This is a genomic window from Massilia sp. BAP21, from assembly GCF_057801335.1.
This window is the reverse complement of sequence record NZ_CM173596.1, coordinates 4,057,374-4,083,385: the sequence shown is the minus strand read 5'-3', so window position 1 is coordinate 4,083,385 and position 26,012 is coordinate 4,057,374. Positions and strand designations below refer to the sequence as shown.

At 65.9% G+C, this 26,012-nt stretch carries 17 protein-coding genes; 8 read left to right on the top strand and 9 right to left on the bottom strand.

Translation table 11 applies throughout. The features are described 5' to 3' along the window. Positions 1-31 precede the first annotated feature (31 nt). From ACWYRN_RS18160 to hemC, 3 genes are read right to left on the bottom strand one after another with little or no spacing between them, the layout of a single operon-like run. Positions 32-1,198: a uroporphyrinogen-III C-methyltransferase gene (locus tag ACWYRN_RS18160; RefSeq protein ID WP_488688960.1), complete on the bottom strand. Its 1,167-nt coding sequence runs from the start codon at positions 1,196-1,198 to the stop codon at positions 32-34. Further along, the gene (locus ACWYRN_RS18155) at positions 1,195-1,974 is read right to left on the bottom strand and encodes a uroporphyrinogen-III synthase (RefSeq protein ID WP_488688958.1); all 780 of its coding nucleotides are present in this window, start codon (positions 1,972-1,974) and stop codon (positions 1,195-1,197) included. Before ACWYRN_RS18155 ends, ACWYRN_RS18160 begins: the two co-directional genes overlap by 4 nt. Next, positions 1,967-2,938, bottom strand: coding sequence for a hydroxymethylbilane synthase (gene hemC / locus ACWYRN_RS18150; RefSeq protein ID WP_488688956.1), 972 nt, complete (start codon positions 2,936-2,938; stop codon positions 1,967-1,969). Before hemC ends, ACWYRN_RS18155 begins: the two co-directional genes overlap by 8 nt. A gap of 271 nt (positions 2,939-3,209) precedes the next feature. Between hemC and ppc the strand changes: the two genes are divergently transcribed. The 4 genes from ppc (at position 3,210) to ACWYRN_RS18130 (ending at position 9,923) form a co-directional block, all read left to right on the top strand. Next, entirely contained in the window at positions 3,210-6,032 is a 2,823-nt protein-coding gene (gene ppc / locus ACWYRN_RS18145; protein WP_488688954.1) for a phosphoenolpyruvate carboxylase, read from the top strand. A gap of 123 nt (positions 6,033-6,155) precedes the next feature. Next, the gene (locus tag ACWYRN_RS18140; protein ID WP_488688952.1) at positions 6,156-7,916 is read left to right on the top strand and encodes a TonB C-terminal domain-containing protein; all 1,761 of its coding nucleotides are present in this window, start codon (positions 6,156-6,158) and stop codon (positions 7,914-7,916) included. 8 nt (positions 7,917-7,924) lie between these two features. Next, positions 7,925-8,857, top strand: a complete 933-nt coding sequence (yddG, locus tag ACWYRN_RS18135; protein ID WP_488688951.1) for an aromatic amino acid DMT transporter YddG — start codon at positions 7,925-7,927, stop codon at positions 8,855-8,857. Between the two features lie 79 nt (positions 8,858-8,936). Next, the gene (locus ACWYRN_RS18130) at positions 8,937-9,923 is read left to right on the top strand and encodes a porin (RefSeq protein ID WP_488688949.1); all 987 of its coding nucleotides are present in this window, start codon (positions 8,937-8,939) and stop codon (positions 9,921-9,923) included. Positions 9,924-10,008: 85 nt separating this feature from the next. Here the strand turns inward: ACWYRN_RS18130 and ACWYRN_RS18125 are convergent, their stop codons facing one another. Continuing rightward, positions 10,009-10,485 (bottom strand): hypothetical protein, encoded by a 477-nt coding sequence (locus ACWYRN_RS18125; RefSeq protein WP_488688947.1) that lies wholly within the window; start codon positions 10,483-10,485, stop codon positions 10,009-10,011. 663 nt (positions 10,486-11,148) lie between these two features. Here ACWYRN_RS18125 and ACWYRN_RS18120 point away from each other — a divergent pair. Further along, positions 11,149-11,643, top strand: a complete 495-nt coding sequence (locus ACWYRN_RS18120) for a hypothetical protein (protein WP_488688945.1) — start codon at positions 11,149-11,151, stop codon at positions 11,641-11,643. Positions 11,644-11,789: 146 nt separating this feature from the next. On the opposite strand, the gene ACWYRN_RS18115 is transcribed toward ACWYRN_RS18120, so the two are convergent. The 4 genes from ACWYRN_RS18115 to ACWYRN_RS18100 form a co-directional block, all read right to left on the bottom strand. Then, positions 11,790-13,205 carry a c-type cytochrome gene (locus ACWYRN_RS18115; protein ID WP_488688943.1) on the bottom strand — a complete coding sequence of 472 codons (1,416 nt, stop codon included), beginning with the start codon at positions 13,203-13,205 and terminating at the stop codon, positions 11,790-11,792. A gap of 15 nt (positions 13,206-13,220) precedes the next feature. Further along, positions 13,221-14,996, bottom strand: a complete 1,776-nt coding sequence (locus ACWYRN_RS18110; RefSeq protein ID WP_488688941.1) for a GMC family oxidoreductase — start codon at positions 14,994-14,996, stop codon at positions 13,221-13,223. A 7-nt stretch (positions 14,997-15,003) separates the two neighbouring features. Beyond that, entirely contained in the window at positions 15,004-15,729 is a 726-nt protein-coding gene (locus ACWYRN_RS18105) for a gluconate 2-dehydrogenase subunit 3 family protein (protein WP_488688939.1), read from the bottom strand. A 548-nt stretch (positions 15,730-16,277) separates the two neighbouring features. Next, positions 16,278-18,209 carry a methyl-accepting chemotaxis protein gene (locus ACWYRN_RS18100; protein WP_488688937.1) on the bottom strand — a complete coding sequence of 644 codons (1,932 nt, stop codon included), beginning with the start codon at positions 18,207-18,209 and terminating at the stop codon, positions 16,278-16,280. Positions 18,210-18,463: 254 nt separating this feature from the next. Between ACWYRN_RS18100 and ACWYRN_RS18095 the strand changes: the two genes are divergently transcribed. Next, positions 18,464-21,022, top strand: coding sequence for a bifunctional diguanylate cyclase/phosphodiesterase (locus tag ACWYRN_RS18095; RefSeq protein WP_488688935.1), 2,559 nt, complete (start codon positions 18,464-18,466; stop codon positions 21,020-21,022). 392 nt (positions 21,023-21,414) lie between these two features. Here the strand turns inward: ACWYRN_RS18095 and rpoD are convergent, their stop codons facing one another. Next, the gene (gene rpoD, locus ACWYRN_RS18090; protein WP_488688934.1) at positions 21,415-24,168 is read right to left on the bottom strand and encodes an RNA polymerase sigma factor RpoD; all 2,754 of its coding nucleotides are present in this window, start codon (positions 24,166-24,168) and stop codon (positions 21,415-21,417) included. 807 nt (positions 24,169-24,975) lie between these two features. Here rpoD and ACWYRN_RS18085 point away from each other — a divergent pair. Both ACWYRN_RS18085 and ACWYRN_RS18080 read left to right on the top strand, forming a co-directional pair. Further along, entirely contained in the window at positions 24,976-25,353 is a 378-nt protein-coding gene (locus ACWYRN_RS18085; RefSeq protein ID WP_229435899.1) for a ProQ/FINO family protein, read from the top strand. Positions 25,354-25,390: 37 nt separating this feature from the next. Then, positions 25,391-25,993 (top strand): 3'-5' exonuclease, encoded by a 603-nt coding sequence (locus tag ACWYRN_RS18080; RefSeq protein ID WP_488692840.1) that lies wholly within the window; start codon positions 25,391-25,393, stop codon positions 25,991-25,993. Positions 25,994-26,012 lie beyond the last annotated feature (19 nt).

Here is a 26,012-nt window from a genome sequence, read left to right as displayed (position 1 = left end):
GGGCGACTAACCAGAGGAGTAAACGCATGGATCAGGGCTTCGTCTTGTAGTTGCGCACGGCGTTCAGGCTGTCGGCCAGCGTCGGCATCTCGATCGACAGGTTGTTCGCCTGCACCTGGCGCAGCGCCGCCTGCGCCTGCTGGGTCGTACGGGCCCGCGTGTCGAAATACTTTTCCAGGGTCTGGCGCGCGGCGGTCAGGTCGTCGCCGAAGGTGCCTTCGTCGCGCGACAGCAGCGCCATGCGCGCGTTCAGCAGGCGCAGTTTCAGGTTTTCGCGCACGAAATAACGCTGGTCGGGCGACAGCATCAGCGCGTCCGGCGTGTTCACGCTGCGCACGCGGATCAGCTGGCGGATGTCGTCCCACATTTCCTGGGTCCAATTGCGCCAGGTCTGCACCATGCGCTCGCCCACGCCCAACGGCGCCGGCGCAGCCGCTCCGGCCGGGCCGGATGCCACAGCGCTCTTCTGCTGCACGCGCGTTTCGCGCACCGGCGCGGCCGGCAGCAGCGGCTTTTCGTCGGATACCAGCGGCAGCGTGTCGACCTGGGCGATCACGCTGTCCAGGCGCACGGCCACGCCGGCCAGGTCCACCGCCGGCAGGGCCTTGAGTTTTTCCATGTCGCTGGCAATCGCCCGGCGCACGGTGATGAACTGCGGCTTGTCGGAGCGCGACAGCGAACGGTCGGCATTCTGCAGCGCGATCAGCGCGCCCTGCACGTTGCCGGCCAGTTGCAGCTGCTGGCTGGCCGTCGACAGCACCTGCTCGACTTCCGACAGCGCCCACTCGTCGCGGCTCTTCGACAGGTCCTGGTAGAGCTGCTCGAGCGCCAGCTGCTGGCTCTGGCTCTCCATCTGACGGCTTTCCAGCACGCCCACCTTCAGTTGCAGCGCCTTTGACTGCTCGGCAACGTCGCGCGCCAGCGAAGCGGTCTCGGCATTGATCTCATTGCCCTTTTGCAGGCTGAGCGCCATCTCCTTGCGCAGCGTGTTGATGCGGCTGTGGCTCGACCAGGTCTGGGCGGCCAGCAGCACCGCCAGCGCGATCACGGCCAGCGGCAGCGGACGCATCAGGGTGTCGGCCAGGCTCGGGCCGCGTACCGGCGCGCGGGTGTCGCGGGTGTAATCGGGAGCCGGCGCCGGGGGCGCAACGGTGGGCTGCGTCGGCGGCAGCTCTGGATGATTCGGCAATTCGTTCATGTTCTAGATTGTAACGCGGCAAGCAGGCGCTCGTCGCCCGAGCCGGTGAGCGTGACATGCGCCATTCCCAGCGCCGCGGCCGTTTGCGCGATGCGCGCATGGGGAACGATCGCATGCTGCTGTTGCATTTTTGCCACTAATGACGGATCGGCCATCGCCAGCAGGCCAAAAAGACCGCGCAGCGCCTCGGAACTGGTGAGTATCCAGTCATTCGGTTCGGCCAGCAATGCGCGCAAGCTCGCGGCCAGTTCCGGCGTCAAAACGGGTACGCTGCGCCGGTAGGCCGGCACCACGCTGACGTCGGCGCCGGCGGCGCGAAAGCCGTCGGCCATCAGCTCGCGCCCGGACTCGCCGCGCACGATCAGCACGCGCTTGCCTTGCAAGGCCGCCAGGTCGAGCGATTCCAGCAGGTTCTCGGAATCGCTGCGGGTCGGGTCCTGCGGCCCGAGGATGGTGGCATTGGCCTCGCTCAAGCCATGGCGCGCCAGCGTGGCGCGGCTGCCCTCGCCCAGCACGGCCAGCGCCACCTGGCGCGGCCAGGCATCCAGCCGATGCGGCAGATGGGCGAATGCGGCGTCGATGGCGTTCGGCGACACGAAGGCGACCAGGGCAAAGCTGTCCAGCTCGTCCAGGGCAGCGCGCAGCGCCGAGGGGTCGGCCAGCGGCGCGATCTCCAGCAGCGGCAGCAGCACCGGCGTGCGTCCCAGCGCGGCAACGGCTTGCGCCAGGCCATCGGCCTGGGCGCGCGGCCGCGTGATGACGACTTTGTCAGGCATCGGGGGCGGCGTCCTGCTTGACCGCATCGACGATCGCCTGGGCGTCCTGCTGTGCCAGCAGTGCCGACACGCGCTCGCCCAGCAGCTCGGGCTGATTCGCGGCGCCGGTCAGGTCGGCGTACGCGCTGCGCTTGCCGTCGGGCGTGGCGACCATCGCGCGCAGGTGCATGTTGGCGCCGTCGACCGTGGCGTGCGCGGCCAGCGGAATCTGGCAGCTGCCGCCAAAGATCTTCGAGACCTTGCGCTCGGCCATGACGGCATGGGCGGTGTCCACGTGGTTCAGCGGCGCCAGCAGTGCGCGCAGGTCGACGCCATCGCTGCGCTCGTTGCTGGCAATCTCGATCGCCATCGCGCCCTGGCCGGCGGCCGGCAGGCTCATCTCCGGGTCCAGCACGCTGCGTATGCGCTGCGGCAATCCGAGGCGGATCAGGCCGGCGGCGGCCAGGATGATGGCGGCGTAGTCGCCACGGTCGAGCTTGCCCAGGCGGGTATCGAGGTTGCCGCGCAATGGTTGAATGACCAGGTGCGGGTAGCGCGCGGCGATCAGGGCCTGGCGGCGCAGGCTGCTGGTGCCGACCACGGCGCCGGGCGGGAGTGCATCCAGGCTGGCGTAGTCGTTCGAGACGAACGCGTCGCGCGGGTCTTCGCGCTCGAGCACGGCGGCCAGTTCGAACCCTTCGGGCAGGTCCATCGGCACGTCTTTCAGGGAGTGCACGGCCAGGTCGGCGCGGCCCTCAGCCATCGCCACTTCCAGTTCTTTCACGAACAGGCCCTTGCCGCCCACCTTCGAGAGGGTGCGGTCGAGGATCTGGTCGCCACGCGTCGTCATCCCGAGAATGCTAATTTGGCAATCTGGATATAATGCGGCAAGACGGTCGCGCACGTGCTCCGCCTGCCACATGGCAAGGCGGCTCTCGCGCGATGCGATAATCAGTTGCGATGGCACTTCCACCTGCTGTGTCATGTCGGATGCTTTCAAAACGAATTCTTTCACTGTCGTTGCTTACCAGCCGATGCCAGTAAAGGCCCTTGCAAAGGACCATAAATTTTAGCATGGGGCTTCATTGCAGATCGTGGCCGACCGCCACGTACCAACCGGCGAGCGCGTGAAAAAATCCTCCATGGCTGCGTTGCATCGTCTCGCCGTACAAGTGTACTGTCTTCGCCGATGCGCCTTGCCCTGAAGTTTTTTTCACACGCTCTAAGTTTCTAACTTAAGAAGATTAGTGGTCGCTATGGACAAACAAGTTGTACCTGACACCCTCGCCGGCGCCGACAAGGACGCCCCGCTGAAAGAAGACATCCGCCTGCTCGGCCGCCTGCTCGGCGACGTGCTGCGCGACCAGGAAGGCGATGCCGTCTTCGACGTCGTCGAGACCATCCGCCAGACCGCCGTGCGCTTTCGCCGCGACGCCGACCCCGAGGCCGGCCAGGAACTCACGACGCTGCTGCACAAGCTGACGCGCAACCAGACCATCTCGGTGGTGCGCGCATTCTCGTACTTTTCGCACTTGGCGAATATCGCCGAAGACCAGCACCACAACCGCCGCCGGCGCACCCACCTGCTGAACGGTTCGCCGCCGCGCGAAGGCAGCGTCGGCTATGCGCTCGGCAAACTGCGCGCCGCCGGCGTCGAGCAAAACACGGTCGAACGCTTCTTCAAGGAGGCCCTGATCTCGCCGGTGCTCACTGCCCACCCGACCGAGGTGCAACGGAAAAGCATCCTCGACGCCGAGCACGACATCGCGCGCCTGCTGGCCGAACGCGATTTGCCGCTCACGCCCAAGGAGCAGGTGCGCAACCTGCAGCTGATGCATGCCCGCATCGCCACCCTGTGGCAAACGCGCATGCTGCGCTACACCAAGCTGACCGTGGCCGACGAAATCGAGAACGCCCTCTCCTACTACCGCATCACCTTCCTGCGCGAGCTGCCCGCCCTGTACGACGACATCGAGGACGAGATCGGCGTCCAGTACCACGGCGCCCCGGCGCAATTGGGCGACAACGCCTATGTGCAGATGGGCAGCTGGATCGGCGGCGACCGCGACGGCAACCCGAACGTGAACGCCGGCACCATGCGCCACGCCGTGATGCGCCACGCCACCACGATTCTCGACTGGTACCTGGACGAAGTGCACACGCTCGGCGCCGAGCTGTCGACCTCCACGCTGATGGTCGACATCACGCCGGCCATGCAGTCGCTGGCCGAACGCTCGACCGACCAGTCGCCGCACCGCGAGGACGAACCCTACCGCCGCGCCCTGATCGGCATGTATGCGCGCCTGGCCGCCAGCGCGCGCGAACTCGGCGCCACCAACATCCTGCGCAAGGAAGTCGGCCACGCCGAGCCGTATGCCGACGCGAACGAATTCGCGCAAGACCTGCAGATCATCGCCGACTCGCTCACGGCAAACCACGGCGCCATGCTGATCCTGCCGCGCCTGGCAGGCCTGATGCGCGCGGCGCGCATCTTCGGCTTCCACCTTGCGTCGCTCGACATGCGCCAGACCTCGGACGTGCACGAGCGCGTGCTGGCCGAGCTGTTCGAAAAAGGCGGCGTCGAAGCCGACTACGCGGCGCTGTCGGAAGACGACAAGGTCAAGCTGCTGCTGGCCGAACTGGCGCAGCCGCGCCTGCTCTACACGCCGTACGAGCGCTATTCCGACGAGACCGAGTCCGAACTGGCCATCGTGCGCGCCGCGCGCGAGATCCGCGAGCGCTACGGCAAGCGCGCGATCCGCAACTACATCATCTCGCACACCGAGGCGGTGTCCGATCTGCTGGAAGTGCTGCTGCTGCAGAAGGAAGGCGGCCTGCTCCACGTTGCCCAGGGCAAGTCGGACGTGATGGTGATCCCGCTGTTCGAAACCATCCCCGACCTGCAGCGCGCGGGCGCCATCATGGAAGAATGGATGGCCTTGGCGCCGGTGGCGCGCGTGATCGAGCACCAGGGCCGGCTGCAGGAAGTCATGCTCGGCTACTCGGACTCGAACAAGGACGGCGGTTTCCTCACCTCGAACTGGGAGCTGTACCAGGCCGAGCTGAAGCTGGTCGAAGTCTTCGAACGCGCCAAGGTGAAGTTGCGCCTGTTCCACGGCCGCGGCGGCACCGTCGGCCGCGGCGGCGGCCCGAGCTACCAGGCGATCCTGGCGCAGCCCCCGGGCACGGTGAACGGCCAGATCCGCCTGACCGAACAGGGCGAGATCATCGCTTCGAAGTTCTCGAACCCCGAGATCGGCCGCCGCAACCTGGAACTGCTGGTGGCGGCCACGCTGGAGGCCAGCCTGACCCCGCACTCGACCGAAGGCGCCAAGGCCGAACGCCTGGCGCGCTTCGAGGGCGTGATGGCGGAACTGTCCGAGCGTGCCTACAAGGCTTACCGCAACCTGGTCTACGAAACGCCGGGCTTCACCGACTACTTCTTCGCCGCCACGCCGATTGCCGAGATCGCGGAACTGAACCTCGGTTCGCGCCCGGCCTCGCGCAAGTCGACGCGCCGCATCGAAGACCTGCGCGCGATTCCCTGGGGCTTCTCCTGGGGCCAGTGCCGCCTGCTGCTGCCTGGCTGGTATGGCTTCGGGTCGGCGGTGGCGGGCTGGCTGCAGGACGGTCCGCAGGATGAGCGCCTGGCCACGCTGCAGGAGATGTTCAAGGAGTGGCCGTTCTTCGCCACGCTGCTGTCGAACATGGACATGGTGCTGGCCAAGACCGACCTGGCGATTGCCTCGCGCTACGCCGAACTGGTGCCGGATGCGGCGCTGCGCGAACGCATCTTCAAGCGCATCGCGGCAGAACACGGCGAAACCATCCGCCGCCTGGAAGCGATCACCGGCGCCGATGAACGCCTGGCCGGCAACCCGCTGCTGGCCCGCTCGATCCAGAACCGCTTCGCCTACCTCGACCCGCTGAACCACTTGCAGGTCGAGCTGATCCACCGCCACCGCGCGATGTCGCGCAAGGCGGGCGAAGACGGAGGCGGCGAAATGGACCCGCGCGTGCACCGCGGGATTCACCTGTCGATCAACGGTGTCGCCGCCGGCCTGCGTAACACCGGCTAAGGCTTTCGTAGGGTGGACGGCTATGCCGTCCACGCGTCGATCGCCGCAGAATGAGCGCTCATATCAGCTGAACTTGCTGCTGAGCTGCTAAGATGCGCCCGTTTCAACAAAGGATCTCCGCATTTGAGAACTGCCGTCTTCACCCCTCCCGGCCCCAGGCGCCTGCACCTCGCGATCGCGATCTCCCTGCTCGCGCACGCGTTGCTATTGAGCCTCACACTGGGTGGTGAAGCCTTCGGCCTCCCCGGCCTGCACTTCCCTTGGGAAGAGCGCCGCTTCGCTGCGAACGACCTGCGCGTTTCGCTGGCACCGGCCCAGCCGAAGCCCGCTGCAGCCCCAGCAGCGCAGGAAACAGCCGCGCCCGCGCCTGCGCCAGATGACACGGCGACACCAATTCTCGCCGCCAAACGCAGCGATACGAACAAACCCGCAACAATGACGTTGCCGGCACCAGCCGCGCAGGAAGCGGCGCCCGCTGCCGCACCACCTGCCCCTGCCCCTGCCCCGCCTCCCGCACCGCCTATGCCCCCGGCCGAACGCCCCGCCGTGACCCTGCCGAACATCGCCGACACCCAGGCCGCAGACGAAGAACAACGCCGCCAGGACGCCATCCAGGCCGAGCAAACCGCCGCGCACGAGGCCGCCCAGCGGGAGGCGGAACGCATCGCACTCGTCCAGGACGAAACCCGTCAGCGCGAAGCCATCCTGCAGGAGCAGGCGCGCGCCGAGCAGGCAGCGCAGGCCGACGCCGCGCGGCAGGAAGCCGAGCGCCGGGAACTGGCGCACCAGGAAGCGCAACGGCGCGCAGCACAGGAACAGAAAGAGGCGCAGGAACAGGCAGGCCTTGCCGAGCAGGCCCGCCAGGATGCCGAGCGCATGGAGACCGCACGCCGCGAAGCCGAACGCGAGGAAGGTGCAAGACAGGCGCAGCTTGAGGCAGAGAGGCAGGAAGCCGCCCGGCGCGAAGCCGCAAAACAGGAAGCCATCGCCCAGGAAGCTGTACGTAAGGAAGCTGTACGTCAGGAAGCTGTACGTCAGGAAGCTGTACGTCAGGAAGCTGCGCGCCAGGAAGCGGCACGCCTGGAACAGGCAAAGCAGGAACAGGCACGCCTGGCACAGCGTGAAGCGGAGAAGCAGGAAGCTGCGCGCCGCGAAGCCGCCCAACGCGAAGCAGCCCGCCAGGAAGCCATCGCGCGCGAGGCCGCACGCCAGGAACAGGCACGCCTGGCGCAACGCGAAGCAGACAGGCAGGAAGCCGCCCGCCAGGAAGCCGCCCAGCGCGAAGCCGCCCGCCAGCAAGCTGCGCAGCAGGAACTGGCGCGCCAGGAGGCTGCACGCCAGGAAGCCGGCAGGCAGGAGCAGGCCCGCCAGGACGCGGCAAGGCAGGCCCAGGAAAAACTGGACCTGGCCCAGCGCGAGAAAGCCGAGCGTGAAGCGCAACGCGAAGAACGCCTGCGCGCCATCGGCCGCCAGCTCAACGAAGAAGCCGCACAGCGCGACGCCGCCGCCAAGCTCCCGCCCACTACCAGCGGCCTGCGCCGCGGCTGGCTGTTCGGCCGCAGCGATCCGAATGCGGACATGGTCCAGTACGCGCGCGCCATGAGCCAGAAAATCGAAATGAACCAGTCTTTCGACACCGTGCGCGAACTCGCGAAACAGCCGCACACGCAACCGGTCGTCACGGTTGCCGTGCGCGCCGACGGCTCGGTCGAAAAAGTCACGTTCGTGGTGTCGAGCGGCAACCGCGCCCTCGATGCGGCCATCGAGCAGGTCGTGGCCAGCCAGGCGCCCTACGGCAAATTCCCGCCCAACCTGGCGCGCCAGTACGACGTGATCGAAATCCGCCGCACCTGGATCTTCGACATGGCGATCCGCCTGGAGTAGACGCACCCATGCCAGGTACCAGCAAGGCCACCCTAATTGGCCTGGTCGCCGTTTTACTGTGGAGTGCCATCGTCGGCCTGATCCGCAGCGTCAGCGAGCACCTGGGCCCGACCGGCGGCGCGGCCATGATGTACAGCGTGGCCTCGGTGTTCCTGCTGCTGTCGGTGGGCTGGGTCAGGCTGGGCGAGTTCCCGCGCCGCTACCTGGCCTGGGGCAGCCTGCTGTTCGTGGTGTATGAACTCTGCCTGTCGCTGTCGATCGGCTATGCCAACACCGCGCGCCAGGCCATCGAGGTCGGCATGGTCAACTACCTGTGGCCCACCTTTACCGTCCTTGCCGCGATCCTGTTCAACCGCCAGAAGGCCAACTGGCTGATCGTGCCCGGCTTCGTGCTGTCGATCGTCGGCATCTGCTGGGTGCTGGGCGGCGATCAGGGTATCGACGTCGGCGGCATGCTGGCCAACGTGCGCGACAACCCGCTCAGCTACGGCCTGGCCCTTGCCGGCGCGCTGATCTGGGCCGCCTACTGCACCGTAACCGCGCGCATCGCCGGCGGCAAGAACGGCGTGACGCTGTTCTTCATCCTGGTCTCGATCAGCCTGTGGTTGAAATACCTGCTCGAAGGCGGCGGCGCGATGGACTTCAGCCTGGAAGCGATTGTCTACCTGCTGCTGGCAGCCGGCGCCATGGGCTTCGGCTACGGCGCCTGGAACGTGGGTATCCTGCACGGTAACGTGACCGTGCTGGCCGGGGCGTCCTACTTCATCCCAGTGTTCTCGGCGGCGCTCTCGACGCTGCTGCTGCGCGCACCGCTGCCGCTGTCGTTCTGGCAGGGCGCGGCCATGGTCTGCGGCGGCGCCATCCTGTGCTGGCTGGCCACGCGGGCCGGCACCAGGCGCACCGCACAAGCATCCGCGGGGGCGCCCGCGGCAAACAACTGAGGCGGCCTAGCACGTAGGGTGGGTTCTCGAACCCACCAAGGCGCATCGCTTTCGCCCTTCGCAACAACGGAGACTCAGCATGCAAGCGAATCAGCAGCGGCGTTCGCGGTCGGCGCTCGCCTGGACCTTTCTCGTCTCCTGCACGCTGGCGCCGCCCGCGGCGTGGTGCCAGGGCAGCGTGGCGGTATCCGGCTTCATCGACGCCGGCATCTACCGCGACATCGACCAGGACTGGAAGATCGGCCCCATCCAGCGCAGTCACCTCGCCTTCAGCGGCAAGGAAGACCTGGGCGGCGGCACCGCCTTCATCTTCCGGCTCAGCACACGCTTCGAGACCGACACCGGCACCCTCGAGGAATCGAACAAGCCGCTGTGGCACGACGAAGCCACGATCGGCATCAGCGGCAGGTACGGCACGCTGCAGGTGGGCCGGCGCATGGATGCGCTGTACGCGAACGACTGGATCTTCGACCCCTGGAATTATTACGACCGCATCGCCTCGCCGGCCTGGGACCTGTGGCGCCATCACTTCGCCTCCGACCCAAGCGCCAACCGCGGCGGCACGCCGGACTGGGGACGGCTGAACAACGGCATCTTCTACGATTCGCCCAGCCTTGCCGGCTTCACGCTGCACCTGAGCGGCTCGCCCGAATCATCCCCCGGCGACCGCAAGAAGGCGCTGATGACGGCGCTGCGCTACCAGCACGCACATGGCGCGGCGATGCTCGCGCACGGCCGCAACAGCGCGGGCGATACGGACAGTTTCGTCGGCTTGAAGCTGATCGCGTCCGGGTTCAGCGTGATGGGCGGGGTCGACATCAGCAAGTCCGGCGCGTCGACCGCCAGGGCCTGGTCGCTCGGCGCCAGCATGGACGTGCGCCAGACCACCTTCCGCGCCGGCATCGGCCGCCTGAACGTCGACGGCGCCATGCAGCAGAAGATGCTGGGACTCGGCGTCAAGCAGGCGCTCTCAAAACGCACCAGTTTGTATGCCGACTTCGCGCGCAAGGCCTACCCGACGCGATCTGCATCGACCTATGGCGTGGGCATGGTCCACACGTTCTGACGACAACAGCCGGGGGCGGGCCTGATATCCCGACACGGCCTCGGCTGTGGCCGCCGCGCATCCCCGCCGCAGGGGGCGGCAGCGTTTATTCCCCTGGCTGATTGCGCGTCGACAGCGCCACGATCGCCGTGCTGGCCGCGACCACCAACGCATCTTCGATCAGTCCGCTGCGGGTCTGGCCGATGCGCGCCATTGCCTGCTTGCGGCAGGCCAGCGTGGCATAGGCGAGCGGCACGGCGGTGGCAACGGCCACTGCGGCGCCGGCCTTTTCGCGGCCCTTCGGCGCCAGCGCCGCGCCGGCAATCCCGGCGCTCATCACGCGCGCGAGCAAGCCCAGGGCGACGGTGCGGTCCGGGGCCGACTTCATCTTGTCACCGAACAGCTCGCCCACGCCCATGGCCAGCGCGCCGTACTTGAAGACCGGCCGGTTCAACAGAAAGATGTCGCCGGTGGTATCGCGGCCCGCCAGGCGTGCCGTTGCAATGGTGGCCATCGGCGTCATCGAGCGCGCACTGGCAACGGCGCCGATCAAAATGGACGAAAGCAGGCTGCGGATTTCCATCTCTGTACTCCTGTGTTGGATGCATCGTGATTGAACAGCGGGCACGTGTTAAACGCTGATGGAGCGCTTACCATCGTGCAAATAGGTTCCGTACGATTCTACGCAACAGTTAGCGAGCTCAGCGTTCGGTACTTAACGGTAACAAACAGCGAGCTTCAAGCCTGATTCTCGCCATGCACGCCCAGTGCAAGGGCTTCGGCGATCAAGGCGCTGCTTGGGATGGTTCTGCATCCGTGCCGGAAAAACAGGGCCAGTCCGGCAAGATGCCGGCGGTGGCAAAGCGGTAGCGCATGGTGCGGTGGCTGGGCGCGGACAGTTGCACTGTACAGGCCAGAGTCAGCGGCAATTTCCCCGGCAGCCGCTGGACATGCATTTCCAGTTCACGCTTGCCGCCGATCTCATTGCGGCGCTCGACATCAGGGCCTGGGCCTACGCTGAGTCATTCGGGCGCCGCGAACGCTCAGCCGACGGTTCGCCGGGGCAGCTTCTTCCACGCCCACGGCCACGCGATCATGGTCCCCATCAGCGCCAGCACAACACCGCTAACCCAATTTAAGAAAAATAACAATACACAGTCTGAAGAGTAGTTCCCGGCCCGTATTTACCGCAATGTTTGCTGACAGATATCCTTACCGAACATTTCTCCAACACTGGAAAAACGCAATGGCAAAACCTTCGAGGAAGAAGCGCAGGCAGGCTAAAACAGCACACCAGCAAGCAAGTCCATCTGCGGTCTTGGATGCGATCGGAAAGATAGTGTGGAACTCTGCGCAAGCGATAAGTACCGGAATCACGATCTATCAAGCGTTTCCGGAGAGCACCAAGGTACTGATCAAGGAGGTGCTGAGCAAAGTCACATTGAGCCTGGTGAGCGATCTCAAGTCTCTGCCGCCAGACGAACAAGTTGTTCGGGCAGCCAAAATCATCAGCGTACAAAGAGAAATTGGTAAATGGTTCACCGAGAACGAGTTGCCGCCAATGATGAATACGTTTGATGAGCGATCGCTGGAGGAAGGTGTGGAGCAACTCCTGGTCTATGGCGTTACCGTACCAGAGGAAGCCTTGCGCCGGCACTTCTCGATATGGCGGGACTACTGGGCGCTCTCGTCGTCGCTCCCGGTTCGCAATGAAGAAAAAAAACCCAGGATCAAACTGTGATCAGGGCGTACGCCCCGAGCGAAGTATGTCGTTCGGGATAGCGACAACCCAATAAAAATGCCGCTGGGGCTATCGGCCCAAGCGGCATTTTTCATCTGCAGCCGGCAGACCGGCTGACCGATCTGCCAAGCTCCTCTCTCACAGGCTTAGTGCACCTTCTGCTCCGCACCCGTGATCTTGCGCATTTCTTCCAGCGAAGTCACGTTACCGGCTTTCAGCTCCTGCTCGTCGATGCTTCCACGCACCTTCTTGACGTCCGACGCGGTGGCGGCTGCGGCGTTGTTGCCCCAGCTCTGGCGCACGAAGGTCACCAGCTGCGCCGTCTCGTCATCCGACAGGCGCCATGCGAAGCCTGGCATGCCGAGGTCCGACGGTGCGGTCTTGGTCGATGGCAGGCGGCTGCCGGCCAGGACCACGCGGATCAGCGAGGTCGGGTCGTCCGACAGCACGGTCGGATTGCCTGGCAGTGCCGGGAACACGATGCGGTTCGACTTGCCATCGGTACGGTGGCAGGCCGCGCAGTTGTCCAGGTAGAGCTGGGCGCCGCGGTTCTTCTCGATACCGGCGAACAGTTCCTTGGCCGTGGTGTCGCTGGCCGCGAAGGTCGACTTGGTCTTGCCCGTTGCCGGCAGCGTCTTGAGGTAGGCCGCCATCGCGTTCAGGTCGGCGTCCGTCATGTGCTGGGTGCTGTGCGAGACCACGTCGTTCATCGGACCGCCCACCACAGCCGTGTGGCTGTTACGCGCGCTCTTGAGGGTGTCGACGATGTCCTTCTGGCTCCAGTCGCCCATGCCGCCGACCTTGTCGCCGCGCAGGTTGACCGCCAGCCAGCCGTCGATCAGCGGACCGCCCGACAGGTATTCCGGACCGGATTCGTCCAGCGCCAGTTCGCTCATGGTGCTTGACCTCGGGGTGTGGCAGCTGCCGCAGTGGCCCAGGCTCTGCACCAGGTAGGCGCCGCGTGCGATGTTGGCGTCGGCGTACTTGCCGGCGTCGATCGGCGCCACTTCCGGGGCGAACTGCTTGCGCCAGATCGACAGCGGCCAGCGGATCGACAGCGGCCACGGGATATCGCTGGCGCAGTTTTCCGCCGCCACCGGCGCCACGCCCTTCATGAAGTAGACGTACAGGGCGCGCAGGTCCCCGTCGCTCATCTTCGCGTACGACGGATAAGGCATCGACGGGTACAGCGTGCCGCCGCCCGGCTTGATGCCGTGGCGGACCGCGCGGTCGAAGTCGTTCAGCGTGTAGTTGCCGATACCGGTGTTCTTGTCCGGGGTGATGTTGGTGGCGTACATCGTGCCGATCGGCGACTCGATGCCGCGCCCGCCGGCGTACTGCTTGCCGTTGCCCGCGGTGTGGCAGGCGATACAGTCCGACGCCACGGCCACGTAGCGGCCCGCTTCGATCAGCTGCTTTTCTTCGGCGCTGCCGGCCGCGACCTGCTGACCTGGGCCGATGTCACGGGTAGCGGTCGGGATCAGCGCGTAGGTCAGCGCACCAACGAACACCAGGGCGCCCACGCCGACGACGCCGGCCAGGATTTTTTTCTTGGAACTCATGCTCATCCTTGCGTCTTATGCCTGCACCAGCGGGCCCGGGTTTTTCAAGTACAGCTCGCGTACCGCCTTGGCGCACCAGTAGGTCAGTGCACCGACCATGCCGGTCGGGTTGTAGCCGTTGTTCTGCGGGAAGGCGTTGGCGCCCGGCGCGAACACGTTCGGCACGTCCCACGATTGCAGGTACTTGTTCAGCGCCGAGGTCTTCGGGTTCGAGCCCATGATCGCGCCGCCGCAGGTGTGGGTCGACTGGTACTGGGTGATGTTGTAGTGCGAGCCGTCCTTCTTGGCGTCGCCCTTCATCGCCTTCGGTCCCAGGACCTTGCACATGTCCTGTGCCTTCTCGACCAGGTACTGCGAGGCCTTGATCTCGTTGTCGTGCCAGTCGAAGGTCATGCGCAGCAGCGGACGGCCGAAGGCATCTTTATACGTCGGGTCCAGGCTCAGGTAAGCGTCGTCGTACGACATGCAGGAACCCTGCACTTCGTAGTAGAACGAGTGGCGGAAGGCTTCCTTCACGCCCTTCTTCCATTCGCTGCCCCAGGCCGGCACGCCCGGCGGGGTGGCGATGCCGCGCACCGGACCGGCGCCCGGCTGGCGCGCCCAGATGATGCCGCCGCCGATGTAGCCGGTCTTCGACGAATCGTTGCGGTTGCCGTTCAAGTCGTCGAAGGTGGTGCCGGCGCCGCCGATACCGATGAACTGGTTGGCCTGCACGGTCTCGTCGAAGAACAGCGAAACGCGGTTCAGGTTCTGGTACGAGTAGTTGTTGCCGACGTTACCGGTTTTCGATACCGGGTCGTACGGAGTACCGATGCCCGACACCAGCATCATGTGCACGTTGAACAGCGAGAAGGCGCACAGCAGGACCAGGTCGGCCGGCTGCTCGGTTTCGCGGCCTTCCGCGTCGAGGTAGGACACGCCGGTGGCCATCTTCTTGTCGGCGCTCAGGTTCACCTTCAGCACTTGCGCGTGGGTGCGCAGGGTGAAGTTCTCGCGGGTGCGCAGCACCGGCAGGATGTTGACGTTCGGGCTGGCCTTGGAATAGTTCAGGCAGCCGTAGTCCGAGCAGAAGCCGCAGGCATTGCACGGGCCCATCTGGCAGCCGTAGGGGTTGATGTACGGAGCCGAGGCGTTCGAGGCCGGGATCGGGAACGGGTGGTAGCCCATTTCGCGCGCGGCCTTGTAGAACCATTCGGCGCCCAGGTAGCTCGGGTTCGGGCCGAGCGGGTAGTCGCGCTTGCGCGAGCCCTCGAACGGGTTGCCGCCTTCGACGATCTGGCCGTTGATGACGCCGCCCTTGCCCGAGGTGCCGCAGACGTATTCGAAGTGGTCGAAGTGCGGTTCCAGGTCTTCATAGGTGACCGGGAAATCCTGCACCGTCATGTTGGCCGGGATGAAGTTCTTGCCGAAGCGCTGCTCCAGGTTGGAACGCACTTTGAAGTCTTCCGGCAGTGCGCGGAAGTGGGCGCCCGACCAGTGGCTGCCGGCGCCGCCGACGCCGGTGCCCGGCTTGAACGAACCCATCTGGCGGTAAGGCACGGCGGTGTCGTTGATGCCGTGGCGGATGGTCACGGTTTCCTGGTTCAGCGACTGCAGGTACTTGCGGTGCACCGAGCCTTCGAGCTCGTCGACCACGCGCGGGTACGAGAAATCGGTTTGCGTGTCGCGGTCCGGGCCGCGCTCGAGCGCCACCACGTTCAGGCCGGCGTCGGTCAGTTCCTTGGCCATGATGGCGCCGGTCCAGCCCATGCCGACGATGACGACGTCTACTTTGTTTTTTACGATTGCCATGTTCTTTTTATCCTCTGCGTCCTGCCAGGTCCACCGGTCCGATCGGATACGGTTTGTCGCGCACCTCGACCCAGTCGAGGTAATCGGCGCGCATGCCCGGGTAACCGATCATTTTCCAGGCGCCCATGTTCTTGTTGCCGCCGTGGCGCGGGTCGGCGAAATAGCCGTTGCGGGTTTCGTTCAGCAAGTTGCTGAAGAAGAGCTTCGACGAAATGTTTTCCAGTTTGATCTTGCCGGCTTCGGCATCCTTCAGCAGGGCTTCCTGCTTGGCCACGCCCAGGTCGGCGAAGCGCTTGCCCGAGAAGTTGGCGGTGCAGTGCGCGTCCATGGCCTTGATGCCGACGCGCAGGATGTCGCGCAGCGGCAGCTTGCCCTGGTAGCCGAACTCGGGCGCCGCTTCCAGGAACGGGCCCTGCATGTACCACACGCCGCCGTTGGCGTACGGGGTCTGCATGTGGCGGTCGAGGAATTCCAGCACGCCGGATTCGACGGCGCCCGGACCGTGCTCGTCGTGCGGGATCAGGCGGTCGACGGCGGCGCCGAGGAAGCGCCATTCGTCGGCGTTGAAGAAGGTCGGCTTGTAGTCGTTCGGCTTGCCTTCGGCCGTGGTCGTGGTGCTGGCCGTGGCGCCGGTGACGCCCTGGATGGCGCCGGCAACGCCGACGCCCATCGGCACGAACACCAGACTCTTGATCAGGCTCCGGCGGGAGGGGGATTTGGTTTCGTCAGACATAACAGTTCTCGGTAATGACGTCACGCCCGGCCGGGCGCGCGTGAGGTGGAACTTTCAAAAAGGGGGCGATGCTACACGGAAACTCGTGCGCACGGTAGGCGGATACACGGCTGATACAAAACGGCCATGTAACAGTTGCAGGGCTGCGACGGATTACGGGTAATCCACAATAGGCAGGGCAATCGTGCGCGACCCCGATACACAATCCCCAGGACAGCGGGCTTTTGTGCAGGTAAATACTGCGTGGGAATAGTCTTCGCGCATCGCTGCATCATAGAGCGATGCAGCGAAACGGCGCGCACGCGAACCGCGGGGATTGTTAAATCGCGGCGGTGGACGAAGGAATGTGGACAGGAATGTCCGGAAAGGCAGAGCCGCTAACGGGCTGGCGCGGTGGTGTTGTCGGTATGCGTGTGCTCTACAGCGTGGACACAGGTGCCTTGCGCGGCCCGGTCCACCCTACGAAATACTCGGTAATTGTAGGGTGGACCAGGCCGCGCAAGGCACCTGTGTCCACGCGGTTGTTCCGCTGCGCGCTGCAATGCTGATTAACGGCCGAGCAGCTTGCGCACCGGCGCCTTCGACACCAGCACCGCCCCGCCCTCGTCCTCGAGCTTGAAGCCACTCACCACCTGCGCCAGCCGGGCCGCCTGCTCTTCCAGTGCGCCCGCTGCCGCCGCTGCTTCCTCGACCAGCGCCGCGTTCTGCTGGGTCACGTCGTCCATGGCCGCGATCGACCCATTCACCTGGCCGATACCCTGGCTCTGCTCGCTGCTGGCGGCGTCGATCTCGCTCATCAGGTCGGCCACGCGCTGCACCGCCTGCACGATGCCGGTCATGGTGGCGCCGGCCGTGTCGACCAGGCGCGCGCCCGCTTCCACCTGCGCGCTCGATGCGCCGATCAGGTCCTTGATCTCTTTCGCCGCCGCCGCCGAGCGCTGGGCCAGGTTGCGCACCTCGGAAGCGACGACCGCAAAGCCGCGTCCCTGTTCGCCGGCGCGGGCCGCTTCCACCGCCGCGTTCAGCGCCAGGATATTGGTCTGGAAGGCGATGCCGTCGATCACGCCGATGATGTCGGCGATCCTGCGCGAGCTGTCGGAGATGGCGCCCATGGTCGCCACCACGTCGCCCACCACCGTGCCGCCTGCGCGCGCCTGGTCGCTGGCCGACATCACCAGCCCGTTGGCCTGGCGCGCATTGTCGGCGTTCTGGCGCACGGTCGAGGTCAATTCCTCCATCGCGGCGGCCGTCTCTTCCAGGCTCGACGCCTGGGCTTCGGTACGGCTCGACAGGTTCAGGTTGCCGGCCGCGATTTCGGCCGAGGCGCCGGCAATCGCGTGGGTGCTGTCGCGCACTTCGCTCATGGTGCGGTTCAGCGACGAGACGAAGCGGTTGAAGGCGTCGGCCAGCTGGCCGACTTCGTCCTCGCTCTCGACCGGCATGCGGCGCGTCAGGTCGCCCTTGCCGTCGGCGATCTCGTCGAGCATGGCGGCGGCGCGCGAGACCGGCGCGGCGATCGCGCGGCTGATCAGGAAGATCAGCACCAGGCCGATGCCGCCGCCGATCACGCCGGCCGCCAGGCTCGCCAGCAGCGTCGAGCGGGTCAGTTCGCCCAGCACTTCGCTTTCCGGCACTTCGGCGATGACGTACAGGCCCAGCTCGGGGATATACGACGAGGCCACGATCATCTCGCCCTGCGCCGAGCTGTGGGCGGCATGCGCGAACTTCGCTTTTCCGAGCAGGCTCGCCACCAGTTCCGGCCCGAAGCCCGGCAAGTCCTTCATGTTGTGCGCGCCGTCGGCCAGGGCGGCGTCGCGGTGCAGCAGGATGGTGCCGTCCTCGCGCACCAGGTACACGTAACCCGAGGCGCCGACCTTGTAGGCGCGCACGGCTTCGCCGAGGGCGTTGATCGACAGGCCGAGGCCGGCCACCGCCAGCTTGCCGTCGCCGGCGTCCGCACGGGTATTGATGAAGAGCTTCAGTTCGCCGGTCTTGGGATCGGCGTTCATGTTCAGTTCGTGGGCCTGGCCGCTGGCGAGGAACTTGGTCATCCAGGCGTCGCGCGGATTGTCCTTTTCCAGCATGTAGCTCAAGCCGCTCTCGTCCATGAACTTCAGGGTCGAGGGCGAGGCCCAGAACACGGTGACGGCCTTGCTGTCGGCCTTCAGGCGCGCGGCGTAAGTGCGCCATGCGTCGAGGCCGGCGTCGTCCAGGCCGGCGCGCTCCCAAGCCTGTACATAGGTATTGCCGGCAATGCCGAGCGAGGCGCTCAGGGGAGCGGTGATCTGGCGCAGCACGTCGTTGCGGATCTCGCCGACCACGGCCGGCAACTCATGGTTGACGACGCGCGCGCGCATGCCGCGGCCGGTCAGGTTGACGCTGAGGACAGCGGAAATGACGATGAAGAGCAGCAGGCAGGCGGCCATGCCGAGCATGAGCTTGGTCTTGATCGACCAGCGGCGGAGAAGTCGTGCAAACATGGGAACGAACCTGGAGAAAAGAGGAGAAAGATTGCCAGACAGCATCATCTCGCGATCGCGCCAGGCCGGTCAACCTTATTCGGCCCGGGTCTTTGCAGGGTGATAAAGAAACGTTGCGCAGGCGCTGCAACGGTGCATCTTGACCAACATCAGCATTCCTCGATGTTGAGCTAATTGCACCAAGACAATACCGGGCGCGGCGCTCATACTTCCCGCTTCCGCCAATCAGCCCACCAGCCATCACGAGGTGACCAGTGCGCCCTCTTTCGAAACGACCAGGTAACCCGCTCGATGCACGCGTGCGCCAGCGCCTGAATGACCTACGGCGCGCGGGCACCCAGGCACGCACCGAACTGGCCACCCTGCGCAATGCCCACACCCTCCTGCAAGCCCGCTTCGACCTGCTGCGCGAATCGACCAGCGACGGCCTCTGGGACGTCGAACTGGGCGAGCGCAAGCTGATGGACCCGGCCAACGAATTCATCTGGTCCGAGCAGGTGCGGCGCCTGGTCGGCTATGGCGACGCCAGCGAGCTGCCGAACGGCCTGGTCAGCCTGCTGAAACTGCTGCACCCCGACGACGTGCTGCCGACGGTCACCGCCTTCACCGCCCATATCCACGACCGCAGCGGCCAGACGCCCTACGACGTCACCTACCGCCTGCGCTGCAAGAGCGGCGAATACCGCTGGTTCCGCGCCCTCAGCCATGCCCAGCGCAACGCAGCCGGCCATGCGATCCGCGTGGCCGGCGCCCTCACCGACATCACCGACCGGCGCACCATGGTGGCCCTCAAGCGCTACGCCGAAGCCATCGTCGCCAGCCTGCCGACCGGGCTGATGGTGCTCGACGGCGAGCTCACCATCCAGAGCATGAACCGCGCCTTCTGCGGCATCGTCGGCCTGGCCGACGAAGCGCGGATGCGCGGCCAGGACTTCGGCGCGGTGATTCCGAAGTCGTCGGTGCGGGAACTGGCGGCCTCGCTGGTGGCCGCGGGCGAGACGCGGCACGGCGTCCTGGTCGACCTGGGCGACAAGCACCTGCGCGTGGCGATGGCGGCCATTGTGCTGGCCGAGGGCGAGCGGCGCCTGCTGGTGATGGCCGAGGACGTCACCGAGGAGCAGCGCCTGCGCGACGAGGCCCGTCACAACGCCGCGCGCTACCGCGACCAGGCCTCGCTGCTGGACAAGGCGCGCGACGCCATCATCGTGCGCGGCATCGACGGCCGCATCCAGTTCTGGAACAAGGGCGCCCAGCGCCTGTATGGCTGGAGCAGCGAGGAAGTGCTGGGCCACCGCATCGACCACTGGCTGTACCGCGACGGCCCCGCCGCATCAGGCGCGGTGGTGAACATCACGCTCGAGGCCGGCGAATGGAGCGGCGAGATCGCCCAGCGGCGCAAGGACGGCGCCCTGCTCACCGTCGACGGCTACTGGACCCTGGTGCGCGACGACGACGAACGCCCGAAGGCCTTTTTGGTGATCAACACCGACATCACCCAGCGCAAGGCGAGCGACGAAAAGATCCGCAACCTGGCCCTGTACGACGGCCTGACCGGCCTGGCGAACCGCAGCCTGTTGACCGATCGCCTGGCCAGTGCGCTTCAGCGTACTGGCCAGAGCGGAGATTCTTTATCTGTGCTGTTCCTCGACCTGAACCGCTTCAAGGAGATCAACGACACGCAGGGTCACGGCGTGGGCGACCAGGTGCTGGTGAAGGTGGCGCGGCGCCTCCAGGCCGCGCTGCGCGAAGAAGAAGTGCTGGCGCGCTTGGCCGGCGACGAATTCGTGGTGGTGGCCGAGCGCGCCGACGCCGCGGTGGCCGCGCGCATCGCCGGGCGCCTGGTCGACGCCATGCAGGACCCGGTGGCCACCCACGGCCAGACCTTCCCGGTCGGCCTGTCGATCGGGATCGCCACCTTCCCGCGCGACGGCCTGTGCATGGACGACCTCCTGAAGCGCGCCGACATCGCCATGTACCGCGCCAAGGCGGCCGGCGGCGGCTACATGTTCTACCAGCCCGAGATGAGCGTGGGCCTGCTCGAACGCATCGAGCTGGCCAAGGATTTATCCGGCGCGCTGGCCGCCAATGCGCTGTCGCTCCACTACCAGCCGCAGGTCGACCTGGCCAGCGGCCGCGCCATCGGCGCCGAAGCCCTGCTGCGCTGGCACGACCCGCGGCGCGGCTGGGTCAGTCCCGGCGTGTTCATCCCGATTGCCGAGAGCCGCGGCATGATCTGCGCGCTCGGGCGCTGGGTGCTGGGCGAAGCCTGCCGCCAGATGCGCGCCTGGAGCGATGCCGGCCTGCGCTTCCCGGGCCGGCTGTGGATCAACCTCGCGGCCCAGCAGCTGGAAGAAGCCGACCTCGTGGCCAGCATCCGCGGCATCACCGGCGCCGCCGGCATCGCCCCGGCCTGCCTGGCGCTGGAACTGACCGAGAGCGGGTTGATGGCCGACGTCGAGGGCTCGATCCGCACCATGGCCACTCTACGCGAGGATGGGTTTGCGATTGCGATCGACGACTTCGGGACCGGGTATTCATCGCTGGCGTATTTGAAGCGGCTGCCGGCGGACAAGCTCAAGATCGACATGTCGTTCGTGCGCGAGATGCTGACCGACCGCCATGACTACACGATTGTCACCACCATCATCGGCATGGCGCGCAACCTGGGGCTGGACGTGATTGCCGAGGGCGTGGAAGAAGGCGCGCAGGCCCAGGCGCTGCGCTCGCTCGGCTGCGGCGAGGCGCAGGGCTACTATTTCGGCAAGCCGGTGCCGGCGGAGGTGTTTGCGCAGACGTGGTTGAGCGCTGCGTGATCAGGGGGCCTCTCGCGAATGGCGGCCTGCGGCCGTGACTCTCCTGCGAATCCAATCGACGGCCTGCGGCTTCAACCGTACGGTGGGCACTCCGTGCCCACGCGGTTACGTGCGTATCCTTTTGCCTGCGGCTGCGACTCATCGCCCGCAAACCCAAATCCCGGCCACGTCCGTTTCATGCTGTACGAGCGACGTTTCGCCGCCGCTGACTACGGACCCGTGCGTACAGCGTGGGCACGGAGTGCCTAGCGCGGCCCGGCCCACCCTACGATTACGGCCGCAGGCCGCTGTTGACGGAGGCCGCGGATCACCGTTCACCACAACCGCGAGCCACCAATAAAAAATGCCGCCCGGTCGAAACGGGGCGGCATTGTCATTCGACCGAAGTCGGATTACTTCTCGTGCAGGAAGGTCTTCAGCTTGTCCGACCGCGAAGGCTGGCGCAGCTTGCTCATGGCCTTGGCTTCGATCTGGCGAATACGCTCGCGGGTCACGTCGAACTGCTTGCCGACTTCTTCCAGCGTGTGGTCGTTCGACATCTCGACGCCGTAGCGCATGCGCAGCACCTTGGCTTCGCGCGGGGTCAGCGAGTCCAGCACTTCCTTGATCACGTTGCGCATCGACGCGTGCAGCGCGGCGTCGAGCGGTGCCAGGGTCGTGTTGTCTTCGATGAAGTCGCCCAGCTGCGAATCGCCGTCCTCGCCCATCGGGGTTTCCATCGAAATCGGTTCCTTGGCGATCTTCATGATCTCGCGGACCTTGTTCTCCGGCATTTCCATCTTCTCGGCCAGGGTGGCCAGGTCCGGCTCGCTGCCGGTTTCCTGCATGATCTGGCGCGAGATGCGGTTCATCTTGTTGATGGTCTCGATCATGTGTACCGGCACGCGAATGGTACGGGCCATGTCGGCGATCGAACGCGTGATCGCCTGGCGAATCCACCAGGTCGCGTAGGTCGAGAATTTATAGCCACGACGGTACTCGAACTTGTCCACCGCCTTCAGCAGGCCGATGTTGCCTTCCTGGATCAGGTCGAGGAATTGCAGGCCGCGGTTGATGTACTTCTTCGCGATCGAGATCACCAGTCGCAGGTTGGCCACGGTCATTTCGCGCTTCGCGGTACGCGCACGCTTTTCGCCGGCAGCCATCTGCTTGTTGATCTTGCGCAGGTCGGCCAGCGGCAGCGCCACGCGCGCCTGCAGGTCGATCATGCGCTGCTGCAGTTCCTTGATCGCCGGCAGGTTACGGCTCAGCACCGCGCTGTACGGGTAGGCGCAGTCGACTTCGCGGTCACCCCATTCCAGGTCGGTTTCGTTGCCCGGGAAGACCTTGATGAAGTGGGCGCGCGGCATGCCGCAGCGGTTCACGCAGATGTCCAGCACGGCACGCTCGATCGAACGCACTTCGTCCATCTGGCCGCGCAGCGAATCGCACAGCTTTTCCACGACCTTGGCCGTGAAGCGGATGCCCAGCAGCTCGTTCGAGATGATGTCCTGCGCCTTCACATACGCAGCCGAACCGTAGCCGGTGCTCTTGAAGGCGTGGCCCATGCGGTCGAACTGCTCTTCGATCAGCCTGAACTTCTCCAGCGCGCTCTTCTTCAGCTGCGCCAGCTGCTCGGCCGAGTAGCCGGCAGCGCCGCCGCTGGCCGATTCGCCCTCTTCTTCCTCGTCTTCCACCTCTTCCTCATCCTCGTCGTCCGAGGCGGCGGCAGGCGGCGGGGTCGTCGCGGCGGCGTTTTCGTTCAGGTCGACGAAGCCGTCGACGACTTCGTCGATCTTCAGCTCGTCGCTGGCGATCTTGTGCGACAGCGCGATGATTTCCGAAATCGTGATCGGGCAGGCCGAGATGGCTTGCACCATGTCCTTCAGGCCACCCTCGATGCGCTTGGCGATCTCGATCTCGCCTTCGCGCGTCAGCAGCGACACCGCGCCCATTTCGCGCATGTACATGCGCACCGGGTCGGTGGTGCGGCCGAAGTCGGAGTCGACGGTCGACAGTGCGGTGGCGGCGGCGGCTTCGACTTCGTCTTCGCTGGTCGGCGTGACGGCGTTATCCGACAGCAGCATCATTTCCGCTTCAGGGGCGCGCTCGTAGACGGCGATGCCCATGTCGTTGAAGGTGGCGATGATGCCTTCGATCGCTTCCGGATCGATGATGTTTTCCGGCAGGTGGTCGTTGATCTCCGCGTGGGTCAGGTAGCCGCGCTCCTTGCCCATGTTGATCAGGTTGCGCAGCTGCTGGCGGCGCTTTTCCAGTTCCTCGCCCGAGAAGCCTTCTTCGCTCAGGCCGGCGATGCCCTTGGCCTTGCGTTCGCGCGCCTTCGACACAGCCTTCAGTTCGGCGCGTTCGACCGCGTTCAGCGCCGCGACTTCGTCGTTCTCCGGCATGAATTCGCTCGGTTTACGGCCACGACGGCCCGGCACCTTGACTTGCGGCAGCAGGTAACCGGTGGTGTCGATAGCGGCCAGGGTGGCGGCGTCGGTGGTCTTGCTGACGGTGCTGCCGCCGGTGGCGATCACGGTCGGCGCTGCCGGTTCGATGCGGCGCGCGGTGCGGGTGCGCACGACTTTCGGCGCAGCTTCTGCGGCGGCAGCGGCAGCGGCAGGTGCGGGAACGGCCACGGCAGCCACGGCCGGCGCCGGCTCTTCGGCGGCCTTCAGCGCAGCCAGCTTCGAGGTGCGCTTGCGCACGATGACCGGAGCGACCGCCGGGGTGGTTGGCACGGTGTAGCCGAGGTCGGCGTCGGGAGCGTCGGCGTCGGCAGGAGCGGCAGCCAAGACAGGTGCGGCAGCCGGTTCGGCCTGCTGCACCGCCGGCGCGGCTTCGGCGGCAGGCGCTGCGGCTTCCACGGCCGGCGCGACGTCGGCCGGCGCAGCCGCGGCGGGCGCAACGGCCGCCGGCGCCATCTCGGCCGGCGCTTCGGCCGCAGGCGCTTCGGTAGGCGCAACGGCGGCAGCTTCCACCGCCTCGGCCTGCGCCTTCAGCGAGGCCAGGCGCGAACGGGTCTTCACCACCGTTACCTTGGCCGCCGCTTCCGTTTCGAGGAAGTAGGAGGTCGCGGTTTTGGGCACGGCCAACTGGGCCGTGGTGGTTTTTGCCGGCGCCTTTTTCGCTGTCAGTGTCAGGGTCTTGGCGGTGTTCTTCATAAAAAAACTCTCCTGTCGCGGCGGGTGGATGCCTGCGAGGTCAATAATTCACCATGGCCCGCTGGGGCCGGGGAAGGGAAATCGGGAATGGCCCTAGCTAAGGGCGCACTGGCCGCAAATCAAGCCCGCCTTTTCCTGCGGCAGCATGCGGCATGGCCGGATGCGCGGGTGGCAGGGAGTCGAAAGGCGGTGATCAGGATGGCGCTGTGCATGTCGGAACGAAAAAAAGCCCGTCGGCTGAAACGGGCTTGTATCTAGTCTCGGTTAGGAAGAATAGAGGGGACAGTCGGCATTATGCCTTAAAGCAAGAATTGGTAACAATTGAAATATCCCATAATGGATATAAACAAAACACATAATATTGCCAGACTGTCAGCAATCCACTCTTCCGTCCGTCTGCGCCGGCGCAAGCCGTGCGCAAGGCAAGGGGCGAATCATACACGATTTCGCGGCAAGCGGCGCGAGCTTGCCCGGTTCTATCAGGTAATGTTCATCCTGCAAATGTCACACGATTGCCGCACTAGTGCGAGCCCGCATGCTATCCTTCGCTTTCCTGCTATTACCATGAAGTCAATGAACACCATTAGTCCTGCCGCCGAATCCGCCGACGTCACCACCAGCACTCCCGCCGAGAACACCAGCACGGAAGCGACCACGTCGAGCCCCGTATCGGACAGCGCGCCGGATAGCGCGTCGGCTGCCACCTCGGACACCGCGTCGGCGACCCCGGCGCAGACCGCGTCCGAATCGGCCAATCCTGCGGCTGCCCCATCGGCTGCTGCGCCGGCGGCCCCGTCGGCCCGCACCCTGCTCAAGCAATTGCAGCAGCAATTCCCCGCCTTCCGCGACTGCCTGCCGCTGGCCATCGGCATCGACAAGCAGCTGCTGGCGCGCATGCCCGGCCTGGACCGCAAGACCATGCGGGCCGCCCTCGGCATCCATACCGGCTCGATGCGCTACCTGCGCGCGATGGAAAAGGCCACCGTGCGCTACGACCTCGACGGTACTGCCGGCGCCGAAGTGACCGACACCCACCGCAGCCACGCCAAGGAACAGCTGCAGCAGCGCTTCAAGAAGGAAGCCGAGCGCAAGAAGGCGGAAAAAGCCGCCGCTGCCGAAGCCGAAGCGGCGCGCCTGCGCCAGGAAAAGCTGCAGCAGCTGGCCTCCAAGTTCTCGCGCAGCTGAGCGGTCGTTGAGCGCGAACCTGGGCACCAGCACGGACATGCCGGCCGGGGAGGACCTGCCTCCCTACATCGGCATCGCCCTGGCCGACGTGCGGCTCGTGAAAACGCCCGAAGACGCCGCCGCCGCCCTGGCGGCGCTCATGGCGGCCGACGTGGTCGGCTTCGACACCGAATCCAAGCCGACCTTCGCCAAGGGCGAGGAATCGACCGGTCCGCACCTGGTGCAGCTTGCCACCGACGACACCGCCTACCTGCTGCAGGTGGGCGCGGCGCCGCTGCGCGCTGAACTGCACGCCCTGCTGCGCACCGTGCTCGAGTCGCCGGACATCCTGAAGGTCGGCTTCGGCCTGGGCGACGATTTGCGCCGCCTGCGCAGCAAGCTCGGCATCGACACGCAGAACGTGATCGATTTGTCGACCGCGCTGCGCCGCCGCGGCGAGCGCAACACCCTGGGCGCGAAGACCGCCGTGGCGCGCTTCTTTGCGCAGTCGCTGGCGAAATCGAAGCGCATCACCACCACCAACTGGGCGCTGCCGCGCCTGTCCGAGAAGCAGATCCTGTACGCGGCCGACGACGCCCATGTCGCCCTGCGCATCTACCGCCACTGGCGCGCACAGCCGCCCGCCACCCCAGGCGCGTAAAACCTGGCAGAAACCTATC

Excerpts from the sequence above, each read along its gene's own strand:
- ACWYRN_RS18160 (WP_488688960.1), bottom strand. The coding sequence starts at position 1,198 with ATGAACGAATTGCCGAATCATCCAGAGCTGCCGCCGACGCAGCCCACC.
- ACWYRN_RS18155 (WP_488688958.1), bottom strand. The coding sequence starts at position 1,974 with ATGCCTGACAAAGTCGTCATCACGCGGCCGCGCGCCCAGGCCGATGGC.
- hemC (WP_488688956.1), bottom strand. The coding sequence starts at position 2,938 with ATGACACAGCAGGTGGAAGTGCCATCGCAACTGATTATCGCATCGCGC.
- ppc (WP_488688954.1), top strand. The coding sequence starts at position 3,210 with ATGGACAAACAAGTTGTACCTGACACCCTCGCCGGCGCCGACAAGGAC.
- yddG (WP_488688951.1), top strand. The coding sequence starts at position 7,925 with ATGCCAGGTACCAGCAAGGCCACCCTAATTGGCCTGGTCGCCGTTTTA.
- ACWYRN_RS18130 (WP_488688949.1), top strand. The coding sequence starts at position 8,937 with ATGCAAGCGAATCAGCAGCGGCGTTCGCGGTCGGCGCTCGCCTGGACC.
- ACWYRN_RS18125 (WP_488688947.1), bottom strand. The coding sequence starts at position 10,485 with ATGGAAATCCGCAGCCTGCTTTCGTCCATTTTGATCGGCGCCGTTGCC.
- ACWYRN_RS18120 (WP_488688945.1), top strand. The coding sequence starts at position 11,149 with ATGGCAAAACCTTCGAGGAAGAAGCGCAGGCAGGCTAAAACAGCACAC.
- ACWYRN_RS18115 (WP_488688943.1), bottom strand. The coding sequence starts at position 13,205 with ATGAGTTCCAAGAAAAAAATCCTGGCCGGCGTCGTCGGCGTGGGCGCC.
- ACWYRN_RS18110 (WP_488688941.1), bottom strand. The coding sequence starts at position 14,996 with ATGGCAATCGTAAAAAACAAAGTAGACGTCGTCATCGTCGGCATGGGC.
- ACWYRN_RS18105 (WP_488688939.1), bottom strand. The coding sequence starts at position 15,729 with ATGTCTGACGAAACCAAATCCCCCTCCCGCCGGAGCCTGATCAAGAGT.
- ACWYRN_RS18100 (WP_488688937.1), bottom strand. The coding sequence starts at position 18,209 with ATGTTTGCACGACTTCTCCGCCGCTGGTCGATCAAGACCAAGCTCATG.
- rpoD (WP_488688934.1), bottom strand. The coding sequence starts at position 24,168 with ATGAAGAACACCGCCAAGACCCTGACACTGACAGCGAAAAAGGCGCCG.
- ACWYRN_RS18080 (WP_488692840.1), top strand. The coding sequence starts at position 25,391 with ATGCCGGCCGGGGAGGACCTGCCTCCCTACATCGGCATCGCCCTGGCC.